This is a genomic window from Stenotrophomonas sp. SBJS02, from assembly GCF_020428325.2.
Lineage (GTDB): Bacteria > Pseudomonadota > Gammaproteobacteria > Xanthomonadales > Xanthomonadaceae > Stenotrophomonas > Stenotrophomonas africana.
Map to the genome: position 1 here is coordinate 423,087 of NZ_CP109812.1, position 15,496 is coordinate 438,582.

Annotated in this window: 11 protein-coding genes and 1 pseudogene; 9 read left to right on the forward strand and 3 right to left on the reverse strand. The window is 65.8% G+C overall.

Annotated elements, in window-relative coordinates; all coding sequences use genetic code 11:
- Nucleotides 1-99: 99 nt before the first annotated feature.
- On the reverse strand, nucleotides 100-1,194 hold the full coding sequence (locus tag FQS62_RS01940) for a dipeptide epimerase (RefSeq protein WP_100477436.1): 1,095 nt from the start codon (nucleotides 1,192-1,194) through the stop codon (nucleotides 100-102).
- Nucleotides 1,191-2,630 (reverse strand): C40 family peptidase, encoded by a 1,440-nt coding sequence (locus FQS62_RS01945; RefSeq protein ID WP_208043024.1) that lies wholly within the window; start codon nucleotides 2,628-2,630, stop codon nucleotides 1,191-1,193. The genes FQS62_RS01940 and FQS62_RS01945 overlap by 4 nt, the downstream gene beginning before the upstream one ends.
- A gap of 132 nt (nucleotides 2,631-2,762) precedes the next feature.
- Between FQS62_RS01945 and FQS62_RS01950 the strand changes: the two genes are divergently transcribed.
- The 9 genes and pseudogenes from FQS62_RS01950 (at nucleotide 2,763) to FQS62_RS01990 (ending at nucleotide 13,779) form a co-directional block, all read left to right on the forward strand.
- Nucleotides 2,763-4,253 (forward strand): transglutaminase-like domain-containing protein, encoded by a 1,491-nt coding sequence (locus FQS62_RS01950; protein WP_208043023.1) that lies wholly within the window; start codon nucleotides 2,763-2,765, stop codon nucleotides 4,251-4,253.
- A 51-nt stretch (nucleotides 4,254-4,304) separates the two neighbouring features.
- The gene (locus FQS62_RS01955; RefSeq protein WP_049449385.1) at nucleotides 4,305-7,328 is read left to right on the forward strand and encodes a TonB-dependent receptor; all 3,024 of its coding nucleotides are present in this window, start codon (nucleotides 4,305-4,307) and stop codon (nucleotides 7,326-7,328) included.
- A 55-nt stretch (nucleotides 7,329-7,383) separates the two neighbouring features.
- A complete protein-coding gene (locus tag FQS62_RS01960; RefSeq protein ID WP_208043022.1) occupies nucleotides 7,384-8,937 on the forward strand; it encodes a serine hydrolase domain-containing protein in 1,554 nt (517 codons plus the stop codon).
- The gene (locus FQS62_RS01965) at nucleotides 8,870-9,583 is read left to right on the forward strand and encodes a M15 family metallopeptidase (RefSeq protein ID WP_208043021.1); all 714 of its coding nucleotides are present in this window, start codon (nucleotides 8,870-8,872) and stop codon (nucleotides 9,581-9,583) included. The genes FQS62_RS01960 and FQS62_RS01965 overlap by 68 nt, the downstream gene beginning before the upstream one ends.
- Before the next feature lie 227 nt (nucleotides 9,584-9,810).
- Nucleotides 9,811-10,170 (forward strand): annotated as a pseudogene (locus FQS62_RS01970) (hypothetical protein); the annotation flags it as partial.
- A gap of 245 nt (nucleotides 10,171-10,415) precedes the next feature.
- Complete coding sequence (locus tag FQS62_RS01975) at nucleotides 10,416-10,826, forward strand: EF-hand domain-containing protein (protein WP_049437070.1); 411 nt, start codon at nucleotides 10,416-10,418, stop codon at nucleotides 10,824-10,826.
- Nucleotides 10,827-10,921: 95 nt separating this feature from the next.
- Nucleotides 10,922-11,674 (forward strand): HAD family hydrolase, encoded by a 753-nt coding sequence (locus FQS62_RS01980; RefSeq protein ID WP_049449377.1) that lies wholly within the window; start codon nucleotides 10,922-10,924, stop codon nucleotides 11,672-11,674.
- Between the two features lie 32 nt (nucleotides 11,675-11,706).
- Nucleotides 11,707-12,195, forward strand: coding sequence for a hypothetical protein (locus FQS62_RS01985; protein ID WP_049449376.1), 489 nt, complete (start codon nucleotides 11,707-11,709; stop codon nucleotides 12,193-12,195).
- 222 nt (nucleotides 12,196-12,417) lie between these two features.
- Nucleotides 12,418-13,779 (forward strand): 2-oxoadipate dioxygenase/decarboxylase HglS, encoded by a 1,362-nt coding sequence (locus FQS62_RS01990; protein ID WP_208043020.1) that lies wholly within the window; start codon nucleotides 12,418-12,420, stop codon nucleotides 13,777-13,779.
- Nucleotides 13,780-13,910: 131 nt separating this feature from the next.
- Here FQS62_RS01990 and FQS62_RS01995 read toward each other — a convergent pair whose 3' ends face one another.
- Nucleotides 13,911-15,425, reverse strand: coding sequence for a succinyl-CoA:acetate CoA-transferase ScpC (locus FQS62_RS01995; RefSeq protein ID WP_049449372.1), 1,515 nt, complete (start codon nucleotides 15,423-15,425; stop codon nucleotides 13,911-13,913).
- Between the last annotated feature and the right edge of the window lie 71 nt (nucleotides 15,426-15,496).

Sequence of the window (15,496 nt, forward strand, 5' to 3'; positions counted from 1 at the left end):
CCGGCGGAGCGTTTCTTTTGGTTACTTTTCTTTTCGCGAAAAGAAAAGTAACGCCCGACCCAAAGTCAGTTGTACGCCAGGCCAGCCACAAGGCAGGGATCAACCCAGCATCTCCAGCCCGCGCACTTCGGTAATGCCCAGCCCCGGCACGTCGCTGATGCTGATCTCCGATTCGTTGAAATGCACGCCGCCGCTGACCGGGTCGAACTGGCCCAGCGACGGGCCGTCGAGGTCAACCTTGGTGATCACATCGCTCTTGGCAACAGCAAGGTGCACGGCGGCGGCCACGCTGATGCTGGACTCGATCATGCAGCCGATCATGCACGGCACGCCGTAGATGCCGGCGATGTCGGCGATGCGGATCGCATTGGACAGGCCGCCGGTCTTCATCAGCTTGATGTTGATGATGTCGGCCGCGCGCTGCTGGATCAGGTCCATCACCTGGCTCGGGCTGAACACGCTTTCGTCGGCCATCACCGGCGTGTTGACCCGGTCGGTCACGTACTTCAGGCCGCTGATGTCGGCGGCCTTCACCGGCTGCTCCAGCAGTTCCAGCACCACGCCGGCGTCTTCCAAGGTGCGCATCGCATGCACCGCCTGCTTGGCGGTCCAGCCCTGGTTGGCGTCCAGGCGCAGCAGGGCGCGGCCTTCCACGGCGGCGTGGATCGCCTTGACCCGTTCGATGTCCAGGCCGATGTCCTTCCCGACCTTGATCTTCAGCGATTCGAAACCGCGTTCGATCGCCGACAGCGAGTCGGCCACCATCTTGTCGATGTAGTCCACGCTGATGGTGATGTCGGTGGTGATCACCGGGTCGCCACCACCGAGCATCTGGTACAGCGGCGCACCGTGCAGCTGCGCCCACAGGTCGTACAGCGCGATCTCCACCGCCGCCTTGGCGCTGGTGTTGCGCTCCATCGCGGTCTGCACCAGCGTGCACAGATGGTTGAGGTTGACCACGTCCTGGCCGATCAGGCGCGGGGCGATGAAGTGGCGGATCGCTTCGATGATCGAGCCGTGCGTATCACCGGTGATCACGGCGGTGGCGGGGGCTTCGCCGTAGCCGGTGTGGCCGGTGTCGGTGCGGATCAGCACCACCACGTCTTCCACGGTTTCCACCGTGCGCAGGGCAGTCTTGAACGGCGTCTTCAGCGGCACGCGCAGCATGCCCAGTTCGATGGCGGTGATCTTCATTCAGGAGTCTTGGCCCGCAGGCGCTGGATGTTGGTGATGCGGTCGATGTAGCGGACGGTATCGCTGGCCATCATCGGCTCCAGCGGCGTGACCGAAACACCATTGAGATGGGCCTGCACGCGCTTGCCGTCGGCACCGAACCAGCTGCCGCCCGCCGTATCGTGGATGACCCAGGTGCGGCCGTCGACGTGGCCGATGGCCATCATCACGTGGCCGGGGATGTAGACCAGATCGCCCACCTGCAGGTCGGTGACAGCACGGTCGCGCGCGGCCTTGCCGACCTTGTCGGTGAACGGCAGGCGATCCAGTGCCGGGCTGACCGCCTGTGCACTGGTATTGCGCGGCAGCAGCACGCCGAAGCTGCGGTAGATCTCGGAGACGAACCCGCTGCAGTCGCGGGTGTCGTAGTCGTGGCCCCAGCCGTAGCGTTCGCCGAGGAACTTGAAGGCCTGCTGCAGCAGCAGGCGCGGGGTGAGCGGCAGGTAGTCGGCGGCGGTGTCCTGCGAGCGCGGCAGCAGGGCCGGCACCAGCTTCAGGCCGCCGTCGGTTTCGCGGACCGGCAGCTGCACCACCCACGAGGCGTGCGCCTGCTGGCCGTTCACCGGCTCAGACGCAGGCCAGTCGGCCAGCACTGGCAGGCGCACGCCCATGTCCAGCTGCAGGCGCGAGACGCGCGGTTCTTCCGGGGTGTAGACGGTCTGTGCGGTGGCGCCGGTGACGATGCGGTACGGCCCCTTCGCGCCGTAGCCGAGCACCGTGGCCTTGTCGCCGCTGGCGATGGCATCGGCCTCGATCCATGCGCTGTAGCGCTCGCTGTGCACGAACAGCCAGCGGCCGTCGGCACTGCGGTGAACCACTGCGACCTTGTCGCCGGGGAACAGTGCCGATTCCTGGAAGCGGTCGATGTCGGTATCGCCGACGCTGCTGAAGACGCGCTCGCGGGTGGGGAAGGTGCGCAGTGCCGCGCGCTTCACCACCAGCCCGTAGGCCGGTGCCGTCTGGGCAGGAATCGCATCGAGGCCGAGGTTGGCTTCGGTCGCCCTGCGCAGTGCGGGGGCGATCGCCTGGCCCTTCTCGTTGAACAGTGCACGCGTGGGCCAGCTGGACAGCGCGCTGATGCTGGCACGCACCGTCGCCGCATCAAGCTGGGCGGGCAGTGTGGCGATGTCCTGGATATGGCTGTCCTGCGCCTGCATCCGCGCGTTCTGTGCTTCGATCTGCGCGCGGTCCAGAATCGGCGCATCGGCGTTGTCCAGGCGCGCGGCCCAGTACTGCGGGGTCAGGTAGGCCTCGTGCAGGCCGATCACATAGGGCAGCGGTGCGCCGGGATCGGGGGCCGGGGCGGCCTGTGCGAAGGCCGGTGCGGCCAGCAGGCACAGGGCCAGGGTCAACCGGCGCGGCCAACGCCGGTGCGGTTCGCGGGAAGCCAGGCTCATGCGGTGCACACCCTCCTCGAATGCCTGTTGGAATATTTATTCCTTTCGGCCATGAAATCAAGAATAAATTATTGACCGGCATCCCGGCCCGTGTTACACAGCCGTTACCACCCGCGCTGGGGAAGTGTCGCTGTGGAGTCTGCCGTTCGCAAACCGCGTCTGCCTGCCGCTGCCGGCCTATGTGCCGCGCTGCTGCTGTGGGCGTGGTCGGCGGGAGCGGAGCCGCCACCCTCAGCCATCCAGTTTGCGCGTGTCGTGCAGATGATCGACGCGGGACGGTTCTCCGAAGCCGGCAGCGAACTGAATACCTGGTCGGATGCGGACGCGGCGGAGCCTGGCGTCAGTTTCGACGACATCGCGTTCCAGGAAGAGCGCATGCGCCGCATCCGCCTGGATTTTTCCCTCGACGAAACCGCCGCCAAGGCCGCCGTGCGGCGCTGGATTCCCGACCTGACCGACGAGGAATTCGCACGCTGGGACCAGCTCGGCCTGATCGAGCATCTCGACATCGATGGCACGCGTTGGTACTTCAAGCGCGCACCTTCGAACCTGTTCCTGCTCAGCGCCGAAGCACGCGCACGCCGCCGCGCGGATGCACCGATGCCAGCGCCGGGCCCGAACGAGGTGCTCAATGCACACCATGCGCGTGTGGTTGCCGCGGCCGAACAGAGTGGCCAGGCATCGGTACTGCCACAGCGCATCGAATTCACCCAGTCGCTCACGGTAAAGGCCGACGCCGTCCCGGCCGGCGAAACTGTACGGGCCTGGATTCCGTACCCGCGCGAAATCCCCGGGCAGCAGGAACAGGTGCAGTGGCTGGGCAGCACCCCGGGCAAGGCGCGGGTGGCACCGGCCAGTACCCTGCAGCGCACCGCCTACCTGGAAGCCAAGGCAGTGGCTGGGCAGCCGACGCGCTTCGAGATCCGCTACGCGGTCACGATCCTCGCCCGGCATACCGCGATCGACCCGGCCAAGGTACAGCCAACCCCGGCTGATCCGGCCTTGAAGCCCTATCTGGCCGAGCAGCTGCCGCATGTGCGCTTCACCCCGGCGCTGAAGCTGTTCTCCGACCAGGTACTGCAGGGCGAGACACGTCCGTATGAAGTGCTGCGCAAGCTGTTTGCTGCCGTGGATCGCATTCCCTGGGCCGGTGCGCGCGAATACTCCACGCTCAGCAACATCAGCGACTACGCGCTGCATGCCGGCCATGCCGACTGCGGACAGCAGACCCTGCTGCTGATCGCGCTGCTGCGCATGAACGGTATTCCCGCGCGCTGGCAGTCGGGCATGGTGTTCTCTGGCGATGGCAGCGGCTACAACAACCTGCATGACTGGGGGCAGGTCTACCTGGCGCCGTATGGCTGGCTGCCGATGGACGTGACCACCGGCGCGCTTGCCAGCGATGTGCCTGCACTGCGCGATTTCTATCTGGGTGGCCTCGACGGCTACCGCATCGCTTTCAACGACGATTTCGGCCAGCCCTTCGTGCCGGCCAAGCAGCACTTCCGCTCGGAAACGGTCGACTCGCAGCGCGGCGAGGCCGAGTGGGCAGGCGGCAACCTGTACTTCGACCAATGGAGCTACGACTTCCAGTGGCGGGTACTGCCAGCCAGGCAACGCTAGCGCGACACATCGCATTCCACACCATTCAATTCTTGCAGGAGAGAGCAGGGGATGAAGGCTTACAGCATCAAGCGGGCGGCGTTGTGCGTCGCTCTCGGGGCGTGTCTGGGCGCAATGCTGCCCGGTATCGCAATGGCACAGAACGTAAGCGGTGCCGTGGCCGGGCGCGCCACCGCCGGCGACCAGGTGACTGTGGTGAGCAGCAGCACGGGTCTGACCCGCAGCGTCACGGTCGGTGCCGATGGCAGTTATCGCCTGGGCCAGCTGCCGGTGGGGGATTACCAGCTGCAGCTCAGCCGTGATGGCCAGAAGCTGGGCGACCAGGTCGCCGTCAGTGTGGCGGTAGGCGGCACCACCACGGTCAACCTGGCGAGTGGCGGCGGCGTCACCAACCTGGATGCCCTGCAGGTGGTCGGTACCCGCGTGGTCAACCGCGTGGACGTCTATTCCACCGAAACATCCTTCAACATCAACCGCCAGGAAATCTCGCGGTTGCCGGTGGCGCAGGACCTGTCCGCCGTGGCGTTGATGGCGCCGGGCGTGGTCGGCGGCAACTCGTCATTCGGAGGCCTGTCGTTCGCCGGCTCATCGGTGGCCGAGAATGCGGTCTTCATCAACGGCCTGAATGTCACCGACATGTATACCCGTCGTGGCTTCAGCACGGCGCCATTCGCGTTCTTCAAGGAATTCCAGGTCAAGACCGGTGGCTACTCGGTCGAGTTCGGGCGCTCCACCGGCGGCGTGATCAATGCGGTGACCCGTTCGGGCAGCAACGAATTCGAAGGCGGCGTGGAAGTCACCGCTGAGCCGAGTGCATGGCGCTCCAGCGGCGGCGACCACTTCCATCGTGATGGAACCCCGCATTCGTATGGCAGCCGCGACAACAACTCGTTCCTGAAGACCAACGTCTGGGGCTCCGGGCCGATCATCAAGGATAAGCTGTTCCTGTTCGCGATGTACGAAGACCGCAGCGACAAGGGACACAACACCTCGTCCGATGGCAGCACCTGGTTCAAGAATGATTCCGGCAACGGATTCTGGGGCACCAAGCTGGACTGGAACATCAACGACAACCACAGCCTGGCGCTGCTGGCGTTCTCGGATGAGGGCGATGTCACCAATGCGTCGTACGGCTACAACTGGAACGCCGACCAGCTCGGCGCCTGGGGCGGCGATTCGGTCACCGAGACCGGCGGCCGCAACTGGTCGGCCACCTACACCGGCCATTTCGGGCAGAACTTTACCGCCCGTGCCATGGTCGGCCAGAACAACCAGCGTGCGTTCACCAATTCGTCGTTGGACCAGGCCTGCAGCCCGGTGTTCACTGACAGTACGTATGGCCCGCGACTGGGCAAGCTGCAGGGTCTTCGTGCCGGCTGCCATCCCACCGGTACGGCGGTGGCCGAGCGTGACGATACCCGTGACGTGGCGCGACTGGACTTCGAATGGCAGCTGGGTGATCACCTGCTGCGCTTCGGTGTCGACCGCGAGTTGATGACCACCAAGCAATCCACACGCTACCCCGGTCCGACCGAACTGAGCTATACCGCCTACGTGGCGCGACCGGGCGATGAAGTCTGGGATGGCGCCAACGCCTACGTGCCGGCGGGCGTCACCGAGATGCTGCGTGCGCGCAACCGCAAGTCGGGCGGAACGTTCGAGACCGAAGCCAATGCGCTGTACGTGGAAGACATCTGGAACATCACCCCGAACCTGATGCTGAACCTGGGCGTGCGCTGGGACCGCTTCGAGAACCGTACCGCCGCCGGCAAGGCGTTCATCAAGATGGACGACCTGATCGCGCCACGTGTCGGCTTCTCGTGGGACATGCGCGGTGACGGCAGCACCAAGCTGTTCGGCAACGCTGGCCGCTACTACCTGCCGGTCACCAACAACATCAACGTGAACTTCGCCGGCGGTCTGACCGACGAGTACAGCTATTACGTACTCAATGGCTGGGAGCGGAAAACCTCACCGACCGGCTCACCGTACATGGCACCGGTCGTCGGCCAGCAGATCGGGCCGACCGACACCCGCATGAACACCGGCGGTGCCGACCTGCGCCAGAGCGTGGACCGCGACCTGAAGGCGGTCTACCAGGACGAATACATCCTGGGCTTCCAGAACATGATCAACCAGGCCTGGTCGTGGGGCGTCAATGCCACCTACCGGCGCATGACCCGCGCGCTGGATGACATCCGCATCAACTACACCCCGTGCGGCCCGACCCCCAGCACGCTGTGGCCGATCGCCAACCCGGGCGAGAGCCTGACGATCTGGGGCGACAAGAGCATCGGCTGCGCCAACGAAGGCTGGATCACCATCGACACCGCCAACAGCGGCTATCGAAAGGGCGGCAGTGGCGAGGTGATCGGTTACTCCAAGCCCAAGCGCACCTACAAGGCGCTGGAGTTCCAGATCGACCGTGCGTGGGACGAGAAGTGGATGTTCAACGCGTCTTACCTGTGGTCCAAGAGCGAGGGCAACTTCGAAGGCCCGGTAAACTCCGATACCAACTACGGCGACACCGGCATGGTGCAGTTCTGGGACCACCCGGCCACCAACGAACGTTATGGCGTGCTGTTCAACGATTTCCGCCATCAGTTCAAGCTGCGTGCCGCGTATGCGCTGAACAAGCAGTGGTCGTTCGGCACCACGCTGCAGGTGCAGTCCGGTGGCCCGATCACCGCCTACGGCGTGATGTGGCCGAACGACTCCATCGCCGGTGGCAGCACCTCCAGTGAAGGCAGTGGTGGTGGCACCGGTTGGCTGTGCGTGGCCAACTGTTCGGGCCCGTACAACCAGCGCCAGTTCGAGTACAGCCCGCGCGGCGCGTTTGGTCGCCTGCCGTGGACCTGGACCATGGGCGCCAACGTGACCTGGCGCCTGCCGGTGGAGGGCATCGACCTCAGTGCCCGGTTGTCGGTGTACAACCTGTTCAACAACCAGAAGACCATCAACGTGCACCAGCGCTACGAGGCGCAGCCCGGCCAGTATCGCGAGGCGACGTTCGCTACCGGTACGCGCTGGCAGGCACCGCGCTACACCCAGCTGGTGGTGACCTGGAACTTCTGAGGCCACGATCCGCGCCGTCCACCGTGACGGCGCGGGCAATGGAGGGGCTGCCCGCATGCACCACCTGCTGATCCTCGCGGCGGCACTGGCCGCAGCGTCCGCTTCGTCGGTCGACAGTGCAGCCATCGAGGCCGACATCGCCACCGTGGTCCGGGCCGAGCATCTGCCCGGGCTGGCCATGGCGGTGGTCGAGAACGGACAGGTGGTCCATCGCCACGCGGCCGGCGCGCGCGGTGACGGCGGCCGCATCGACGAGGACACGCTGTTCAAGATCGCCTCCAACAGCAAGGCGATGACCGCCGCGCTGCTGGCGCGGCTGGTGCAGCAGGGCACGCTGCGCTGGGATGATCCGGTGCAGCGACACCTGCCGGGCTTCCGCATGCACGATGCGTGGGTGGGCGAGCAGATGCAGGTGCGCGACCTGCTGATCCACAACAGTGGCCTTGGCCTGGGCGCCGGTGACCTGATGCTGTGGCCGGAGCCGAACGCGTTCACCCGTGCCGACATCATCGCGGGGCTGGCGCACCTGAAACCGGTCAGCAGCTTCCGCAGCCACTATGCCTACGACAACCTGATGTATGTGGTGGCCGGCGAAGTGGCGGCGGCAGCGGGTGGCAAGCCGTATGACCAGCTGATGCGCGAGCAGGTGTTCGAACCACTGGGCATGACGCGCTGCCAGGTGGGTGCGTGGTCGGTGAAGCGCGTGGGCAACGTGGCACAGCCGCATGCCTGGCGTGGTGAACGCAACGAGGTGGTGAACGCCGATGCTGCGATCAGCCCGGACCTGCCCTCGATGGCGGCGGGAGGCATCCGTTGTTCGCTGCGCGACATGACACGCTGGATGCAGGTGCTGCTCGATCCCGCGCTGGTGCCGGACTGGCTGGGCAGCGAGCAGCGGCGCACGCTGTGGACCCTCCACATGCCGATGCCGTTGGGTGAACGCCAGCGGCGCTGGGACAACGCGCATTTCTACGGTTATGGATATGGCTGGCGGGTGTCTGACATGGACGGGCAGTGGAAGGTGGCGCATACCGGCACGTTGTCGGGCATGTACTCGTCGCTGGCGCTGCTGCCCGACCGCAAGGTGGGTGTGGTGATGCTGATCAATGGCGACGGCGAGGACGCGCGCACAGCGCTGATGCAGGCCACGCTGAAGCGCTTCACCGCACCAGACGATGCGCGCCCTGCGATGGAGTACCTGGCCGAACTGAAGGCTGACCGGGCAGCGCAGGCAGCATCTGGCCATCAACGGCCAGCGACCGCAGCAGCACAGCCGGCACGGGGCAATGACCTGCCGCGCTGGCAGGGCCGCTACTCCGATCCGTGGCTGGGCCCGGCTTCGCTGTGCCCGGGCAAGGATGGCCTGCGCTTCAGCGTGGACAAGTCGCCCAGGCTGCAGGGGGCCGTGCTGCAACTGCAGGGGCGCTGGCTGCTGCGCTGGGATACGCTGGACGACGACGCACAGGCCTGGTTGCAGCCAGGTGAGGGTGCGCCGCCCACACTGGACCTGCGTGCCATCGACCCGGACATCGACTTCAGCTATGACTTCCAGGACCTGCATTTCACTCGTACTGGCGACTGCCCTGGCGGCGACCGCCAACGCCGCTGAGCCACCGCGCGTTTCACCCGCCACCGATGCGGCCAGCGGCGGATTGGTGGAGATCCGCACGTTGTCGCCAGGCATCGACATGGACATCCGCTACGCCAGTGCCAACAACTTCACCGGCGCGCGCGTGCCCGGTTATGAGGCGCCGTCCTGCTACCTGCTGGTGACGGTGGCGAAAGCGCTGGCGCAGGTAGAACAGGATCTGCGCGCGCAGGGCTTTGGCCTGCGCCTCTACGACTGCTACCGGCCGGTGCGCTCGGTGCAGGCGTTCATGGCCTGGGTGAACGATCCGCGCGAGCTCTCGCGCAAGGCACAGCAGTACCCGGATCTGGACAAGCCACGGCTGCTGGCCGACGGCTACATCGCCGAGCGCTCTGGCCATAGTCGTGGCGCCACGGTTGATCTGGGCCTGCTGGATTGCCGCACTGGCGCCTGCACGCCACTGGACATGGGCACCGACTTCGATTTCTTTGGCCCGCGCGCGCATACCCGGACGAGCGGGCTGAGCACTGTGCAGCAGGCGAACCGCCAGCAGCTGGTGCAGGCGATGGCGCGCCGTGGCTTCGTCAACTATCCGCAGGAGTGGTGGCATTACACTCTGCAGCCCGAACCGGATCCCGGCACCGCGTACGACGTGCCAGTGCTTTAGGGGGTATCGGCAGGGCTGCGCCCTGACAATTTCCCGCTGCTCTTGGTAGGTGTCGACCTTGGTCGACACGGTAGATCCACGCCATGCGTGGATGCTTTCCGTTCAATCGTCGAGATACTCGATCTCGGTGGAGATTCATCCACGCATGGCGTGGATCTACCGTGGCTGCCGGATTGGGTCCGGGGCAGATCCCTTACACTGGCCGCCTCTTCATCCCTGCCCATCCGATGAACCTTCCTTTGCACTTCGGCCTGCTCGGTACCCTGGAAGCCGGCGCCATCGCCCTGCTGGTCGGGCTGCTGGTGTACTTCCTGTGGTCGCAGCTGTGCCGGCTCCTGCACTGGACAGTCGGTCACGCGATCGGCTGGTCCTGTGTCATCGCGGTGATCATCTCCGCCGGCATCGATGCATGGAAGCTGTTCTACATGGGCATCGTGCGGCTGGAGTCGCCGCTGTATGCGCGCCTGTTCCTGGCAACCATCCACGATCCGAACGAACTCGGCAGTCGCGTGGTGCTGGAAATCGCCGGCGCGCTCGCTGGTGTTGCGCTCGGCTGGGTGTTGTTCAGTTCGCGGTCATCGAAAAAAAACCGTCGACTGACGCAGGTTTTTCGTTGGTTGCCGGTTAAATCCTGCGGCGCTGAATGCGCATCTTATGAGCTGCTCACTTGCTGCTAACCACCGCGCTAATGCATGGGTGGAGGCGAGTGGTTAATCGTGTGTGTGCACGCCACTCGCGACGCAAAATCGATTCAGAAACGCGGTGGCAGGGTAGGTGCCGTGCGGAGACAACACGCCGCGCAACACCACCCAATTGGCAGGAGACACCCCTGATGACTATTCGCAACCGCAAGCCCCTGATCGCCCTGATCGTCGCCGCTGGCAGCGTGCTGGCCATTCCGGCGATGGCGCAGTCGGCCAAGCAGCAGGCGGCGCATGCGCAGAATGAGGCCGCACAGGCCCAGCAGGCGGCTGCACAGGCTGGCCAGGCCGCCGACCAGGCGACCAACGCAGCCGCAGCGGCATCGGCGCAGGCCAATGGCGGTGGCCAGACCTGGGCCAGCATCGATACCGATGGCAACGGCACCATCAGCAAGACCGAAGCACAGGTGAACGCGGGCCTGGCCCAGGTGTTCGACCAGGCCGATACCAACAAGGACGGCGAGCTGAGCGCCGATGAGTACAAGGCCTACGTGGCCGCGCAGCAGGCCGGTGCAGGTGCCGGCGCGGCCCAGGGCCGCTGATCTACACCTGATTCGGGAAGACCGGTGCATGGGGACCCGGGCGGCTGCGGCCGCCCGGGTTTTTCTCGTCATCGCCACCCCTGTATCCTTGGCCGATGAACACCTCCACGCCTGCGCCGTCGCGCGCCATCGGCCTGGTCGGTTTTGACGGTGACGACACGCTGTGGAAGAGCGAGGACTACTACCGCAAGGCCGAGCAGGATTACCTTGACCTGCTGTCGCGCTATGTCGACGTGCATGACACCCAGACTGCGCGCCACCTGCTGGAAGTGCAGCAGCGCCACCTGGGCACCTTCGGCTACGGCGTGAAGAGCATGACCCTGTCGATGATCGAAGCGGCCATCGACATCACCGGCCAGCGCATCGAGGCCAAGGATATCCAGCGCATCCTCGATATCGGCCACGATACCCTGCGCCACCCGGTCGAGCTGATCGACGGTGTGCGCGAAGCCGTGGCGGCCATCGCCGAGCACTACCCGGTGGTGTTGATCACCAAGGGCGACCTGTTCCACCAGGAAGCCAAGATCAAGGTCGCCAACCTCGGCGAGCTGTTCCCGCGCATCGAGATCGTCTCGGAGAAGGACCCGGAAACCTACGCCCGCGTGCTGGCCGAATTCGATCTGCCGATGCAGCAGTTCGTGATGGTCGGCAACTCGCTGCGTTCGGATATCGAGCCGGTGGTCACCCTCGGTGGTTGGGGCGTGCATACCCCCTACGCGGTGACCTGGGCCCACGAGACCCAGCACGGCGTGGCCGACGACGAACCGCGCATGGTCACCGCCGACACCGCCCACGATTGGCCGGCCGCACTGGCGGCGATCGAGGCCAAGGCCGCTGCGGCGGCCTGACAGGACCCCGGCGGCTGCGGCAGAATCGGGGCATGAACGTCCGACTGCGCGCGCTGTTGTTGTCCCTGCTGCTGGTGCCGGCCACCGTGCTGGCCCAGCAGACCGCCGAGCGTTCGGCGGCCTACGAGGTAGAAACCGGTGACAGCTGGGTCGATGCCCAGCTGCAGGACATCAATCACTACGCCGAGCGCTACCCCGACGCCTTCCTCGACGAAGTGTCGCGCTATGCGGGCGTGCCGCGCGGCTACATCAGCGCGCTGTTCACCACCCATGGCTGGCAGGCCGGGGACATCTACTTCGCCTGCTTCTGGGCCAAGGCCAGCGGCCAGACCTGCCGCGACAGCGTGCGCGCCTTCAGCCAGGACCCGGAGGGCGGCTGGGAGGCGGTGGTGAAGCGCATGCCCATCAAGCCGGACAACCTGCATTACCGTGCCGTGCGCCACGCCATCGTGGCCAGCTACCAGCACTGGGACCGGCCGATCACCCTGGATGCCACCCTGAAGCGCCAGCTCAAGCGGTAGTGTTGGGCTGCGTCTGGTGGGTGCGAACCTTGGTTCGCACTGCTTCTGCACCGGCCGCTGACAGATCAGTGCGAACCAAGGTTCGCACCCACCAAGAGCGGCTCACAGGTCGTCCTCCTGGCAACAGGCCAGGCGTCATGTTGCTCTGCATATCGCCGCCGCCGTGCGCTCCGGCGACAATACGGGTTCGAGCTGTTCCCCGTTCCCGTAATCGAGTGACTGATGAGCGCCTCTTTCGTTTCGCCTGATGTGATCCGCCGCCTGTTCGCACAGGCCATGTCCCGCATGTACCGCACCGAAGTGCCGCTGTACGGCACGCTGGTGGAACTGGTGGAGCGGATCAACGCGCAGGTGCTTGCCCAGGACCCGGCGCTGGCCGCGCAGCTGCAGCGCAACGATGAGCGTGCGCGCCTGGATGAAGAGCGCCATGGCGCGATCCGCGTCGGCACCGTGCAGGAGCTGGCCACGCTGCGCCGCCTGTTCGCGGTGATGGGCATGTACCCGGTCGGCTACTACGACCTGTCGGTGGCCGGCGTGCCGGTGCATTCCACCGCGTTCCGCCCGCTGACCGGTGCCGCGCTGGCGCAGAACCCATTCCGCGTGTTCACCTCGCTGCTGCGCCTGGAGCTGATCGAAGATGAAGCACTGCGTGCCGAGTCCGCGCGCATCCTCGAACGCCGCCGCATCTTCACCGACGGCGCGCTGGCACTGATCGACCAGGCCGAGCGTGACGGTGGCCTGGCGCAGGCCGATGCCGAGCACTTCGTCGAGGAAGCACTGGAAACCTTCCGCTGGCACGGCGATGCCACGGTCGATCTGCCGACCTACCACGCGCTGCACAACGCGCATCGGCTGGTGGCCGACGTGGTCAGTTTCCGTGGCCCGCACATCAATCACCTGACCCCGCGCACGCTGGACATCGACGCCGCACAGGCCGCGATGATCGAACACGGCATGGCGGCCAAGGCGGTCATCGAAGGCCCGCCGCGCCGCGCCTGCCCGATCCTGCTGCGTCAGACCAGCTTCAAGGCGCTGGAAGAAGCCGTGCATTTCCCGGGCGACGAAGGCGGCGATGCCGGCACTCACACCGCGCGCTTCGGCGAGATCGAACAGCGCGGCCTTGCGCTGACCCCGAAGGGCCGCGCGCTGTACGACCAGCTGCTGTCGCAGGCACGCGATGCCGGTGGCGAAGGCAGTACCGGTGGCGACTACGGCCAGCGCCTGCAGGCGGTGTTCGCCAGCTTCCCGGATGACCATGACACGCTGCGCCAGGAAGGACTGGGCTATTACCGCTACCAGCTGACCGACGCCGGCCGTGCCGCGCCCGAGCGCGTGGCGGATCTGCCGGCTGAAGTGCTGGTGGCCGCCGGCCTGGCCACGGCCGACCCGATCGTCTACGAGGATTTCCTGCCGGTCAGCGCCGCAGGCATCTTCCAGTCGAACTTGGGGGGCGAAGAACAGCGCGCCTATGCCGCACACGCCAACCGCGAGGCCTTCGAGCAGGCGCTGGGCGTGGCGGTGAATGACGAGTTCGAGATCTACGAGCGGCTGCAGGCCGAATCGCTGGCGGCGCTGCGCGGGTAACCCGCTTGCCGTGGAGCCGAGCGTGGGCTCGGCTCTACATTGATTCTGCGGAGCTGCTCTTTGTAGAGCCGAGCCATGCTCGGCTGCCGAGGAACGCAGTCGAGCATGGCTCGACTCTACAAGAGCGGGCCTCAGCCCTTCATCGTGCCGGTATCCAGCCAACGCTGGTGCCACGACAACGCTTCCGGCAACAGGTGGGGGGTGTGCTTGCCGTAGCTCTCGCGGCTGGCGCGGTCGAAATATTCCTGCAGCTGCGGGCGGAAATCCGGATGCGCGCAGTTGTCGATCAGCACCTGCGCGCGCTTGCGCGGGGTCAGCCCACGCAGGTCGGCCAGGCCCTGTTCGGTGACGATCACCGACACGTCGTGCTCGGTGTGGTCCACGTGGCTGGCCATCGGCACGATCGCCGAGATGGTGCCGTTCTTCGCGGTGGACGGGCTCAGGAACGCCGACAGGAAACCGTTGCGGGCAAAGTCACCCGAACCGCCGATGCCGTTCATGATCCGCGTGCCCATCACGTGCGTCGAATTGACGTTGCCGTAGATGTCCACCTCGATCATGCCGTTCATGCCGATGCAGCCCAGGCGGCGCACCAGTTCCGGATGGTTGGAGATTTCCTGCGTGCGCATGATGATGCGCTCGCGGTAGAAATCGATGTTCTCCTTGAACGTCTCGTTGGCCTGCGGGCTCAGCGCGAAGCCGGTGCACGAGGCATAGCTCAGCACGCCGTCGCGCAGCAGGTCGAGCATGCCGTCCTGGATCACTTCGGTGAACGCGGCCAGGTCGCGGAAACCGCTCTTGGCCAGGCCGGCCAGCACGGCGTTGGGGATGTTGCCCACGCCCGACTGCAGCGGCAGCAGGTTCGGCGGCAGGCGGCCCTTCTTCACCTCGTGCTTGAGGAACTCGATCAGGTGCGAAGCGATCTGTTCGCTGGTCGCATCGATCGGGCTGAACGGGCTGTTGCGGTCCGGGCCGTTGGTACGCACCACCGCCACGATCTTGTCCGGGTCGCAGCGCAGCGCGGTGTCGCCGATGCGGTCGTTGGCATTGACCAGCGGAATCGGCTTGCGGTGCGGCGGCAGCGCGGTGCCGTAGTAGATGTCATGCATGCCGTCGACGCCGGCCGGCTGCCATTCGTTGACCTCGACGATCACCTTCTTGGCCAGGTCCAACCAGGTCTTGTTGTTGCCGACCGAGGTGGAGGGCACCAGCGAGCCATCTTCGCGGATGGCCGAGACCTCGATCACGGCGGTATCGATCTCGCCGTAGAAGCCGAACCACACGTGCTGGGCAACGTGGCTGAGGTGGATGTCGATGTAGTCCAGCTTGCCCTCGTTGATGCGGTTGCGCGCATCCGGGTCGCTCTGGAACGGCATGCGCATGGCGATGCCATCGGCCTTGGCCAGCGCGCCATCGAGTTCCGGCGCGGTGGAGGCGCCGGTCATCAGGCTGATCTGGAAGGGCTGGCCCTGGGCATGCACCGCTTCGATGCGGCGGGCCAGTTCCACGGGAACGGCCTTGGGATACCCGGAGCCGGTAAAGCCGCTCATGGCCACGGTTTCACCGGGCTGGATCAGCGCGGCTGCGGCCTCTGCGGAGACCACGCGGTCACGGAGACGCGCGTTGGCGATGCGATCAACAGACATGACGACACGTGTTGCTGGGGGGAATCCCGATTATCGGCCATCCTCATCCGTACGGGGGGTTCTACCTTCGT

Excerpts from the sequence above, each read along its gene's own strand:
- FQS62_RS01940 (WP_100477436.1), bottom strand. The coding sequence starts at position 1,194 with ATGAAGATCACCGCCATCGAACTGGGCATGCTGCGCGTGCCGCTGAAG.
- FQS62_RS01945 (WP_208043024.1), bottom strand. The coding sequence starts at position 2,630 with ATGAGCCTGGCTTCCCGCGAACCGCACCGGCGTTGGCCGCGCCGGTTG.
- FQS62_RS01955 (WP_049449385.1), top strand. The coding sequence starts at position 4,305 with ATGAAGGCTTACAGCATCAAGCGGGCGGCGTTGTGCGTCGCTCTCGGG.
- FQS62_RS01960 (WP_208043022.1), top strand. The coding sequence starts at position 7,384 with ATGCACCACCTGCTGATCCTCGCGGCGGCACTGGCCGCAGCGTCCGCT.
- FQS62_RS01965 (WP_208043021.1), top strand. The coding sequence starts at position 8,870 with ATGACTTCCAGGACCTGCATTTCACTCGTACTGGCGACTGCCCTGGCG.
- FQS62_RS01975 (WP_049437070.1), top strand. The coding sequence starts at position 10,416 with ATGACTATTCGCAACCGCAAGCCCCTGATCGCCCTGATCGTCGCCGCT.
- FQS62_RS01980 (WP_049449377.1), top strand. The coding sequence starts at position 10,922 with ATGAACACCTCCACGCCTGCGCCGTCGCGCGCCATCGGCCTGGTCGGT.
- FQS62_RS01985 (WP_049449376.1), top strand. The coding sequence starts at position 11,707 with ATGAACGTCCGACTGCGCGCGCTGTTGTTGTCCCTGCTGCTGGTGCCG.
- FQS62_RS01990 (WP_208043020.1), top strand. The coding sequence starts at position 12,418 with ATGAGCGCCTCTTTCGTTTCGCCTGATGTGATCCGCCGCCTGTTCGCA.
- FQS62_RS01995 (WP_049449372.1), bottom strand. The coding sequence starts at position 15,425 with ATGTCTGTTGATCGCATCGCCAACGCGCGTCTCCGTGACCGCGTGGTC.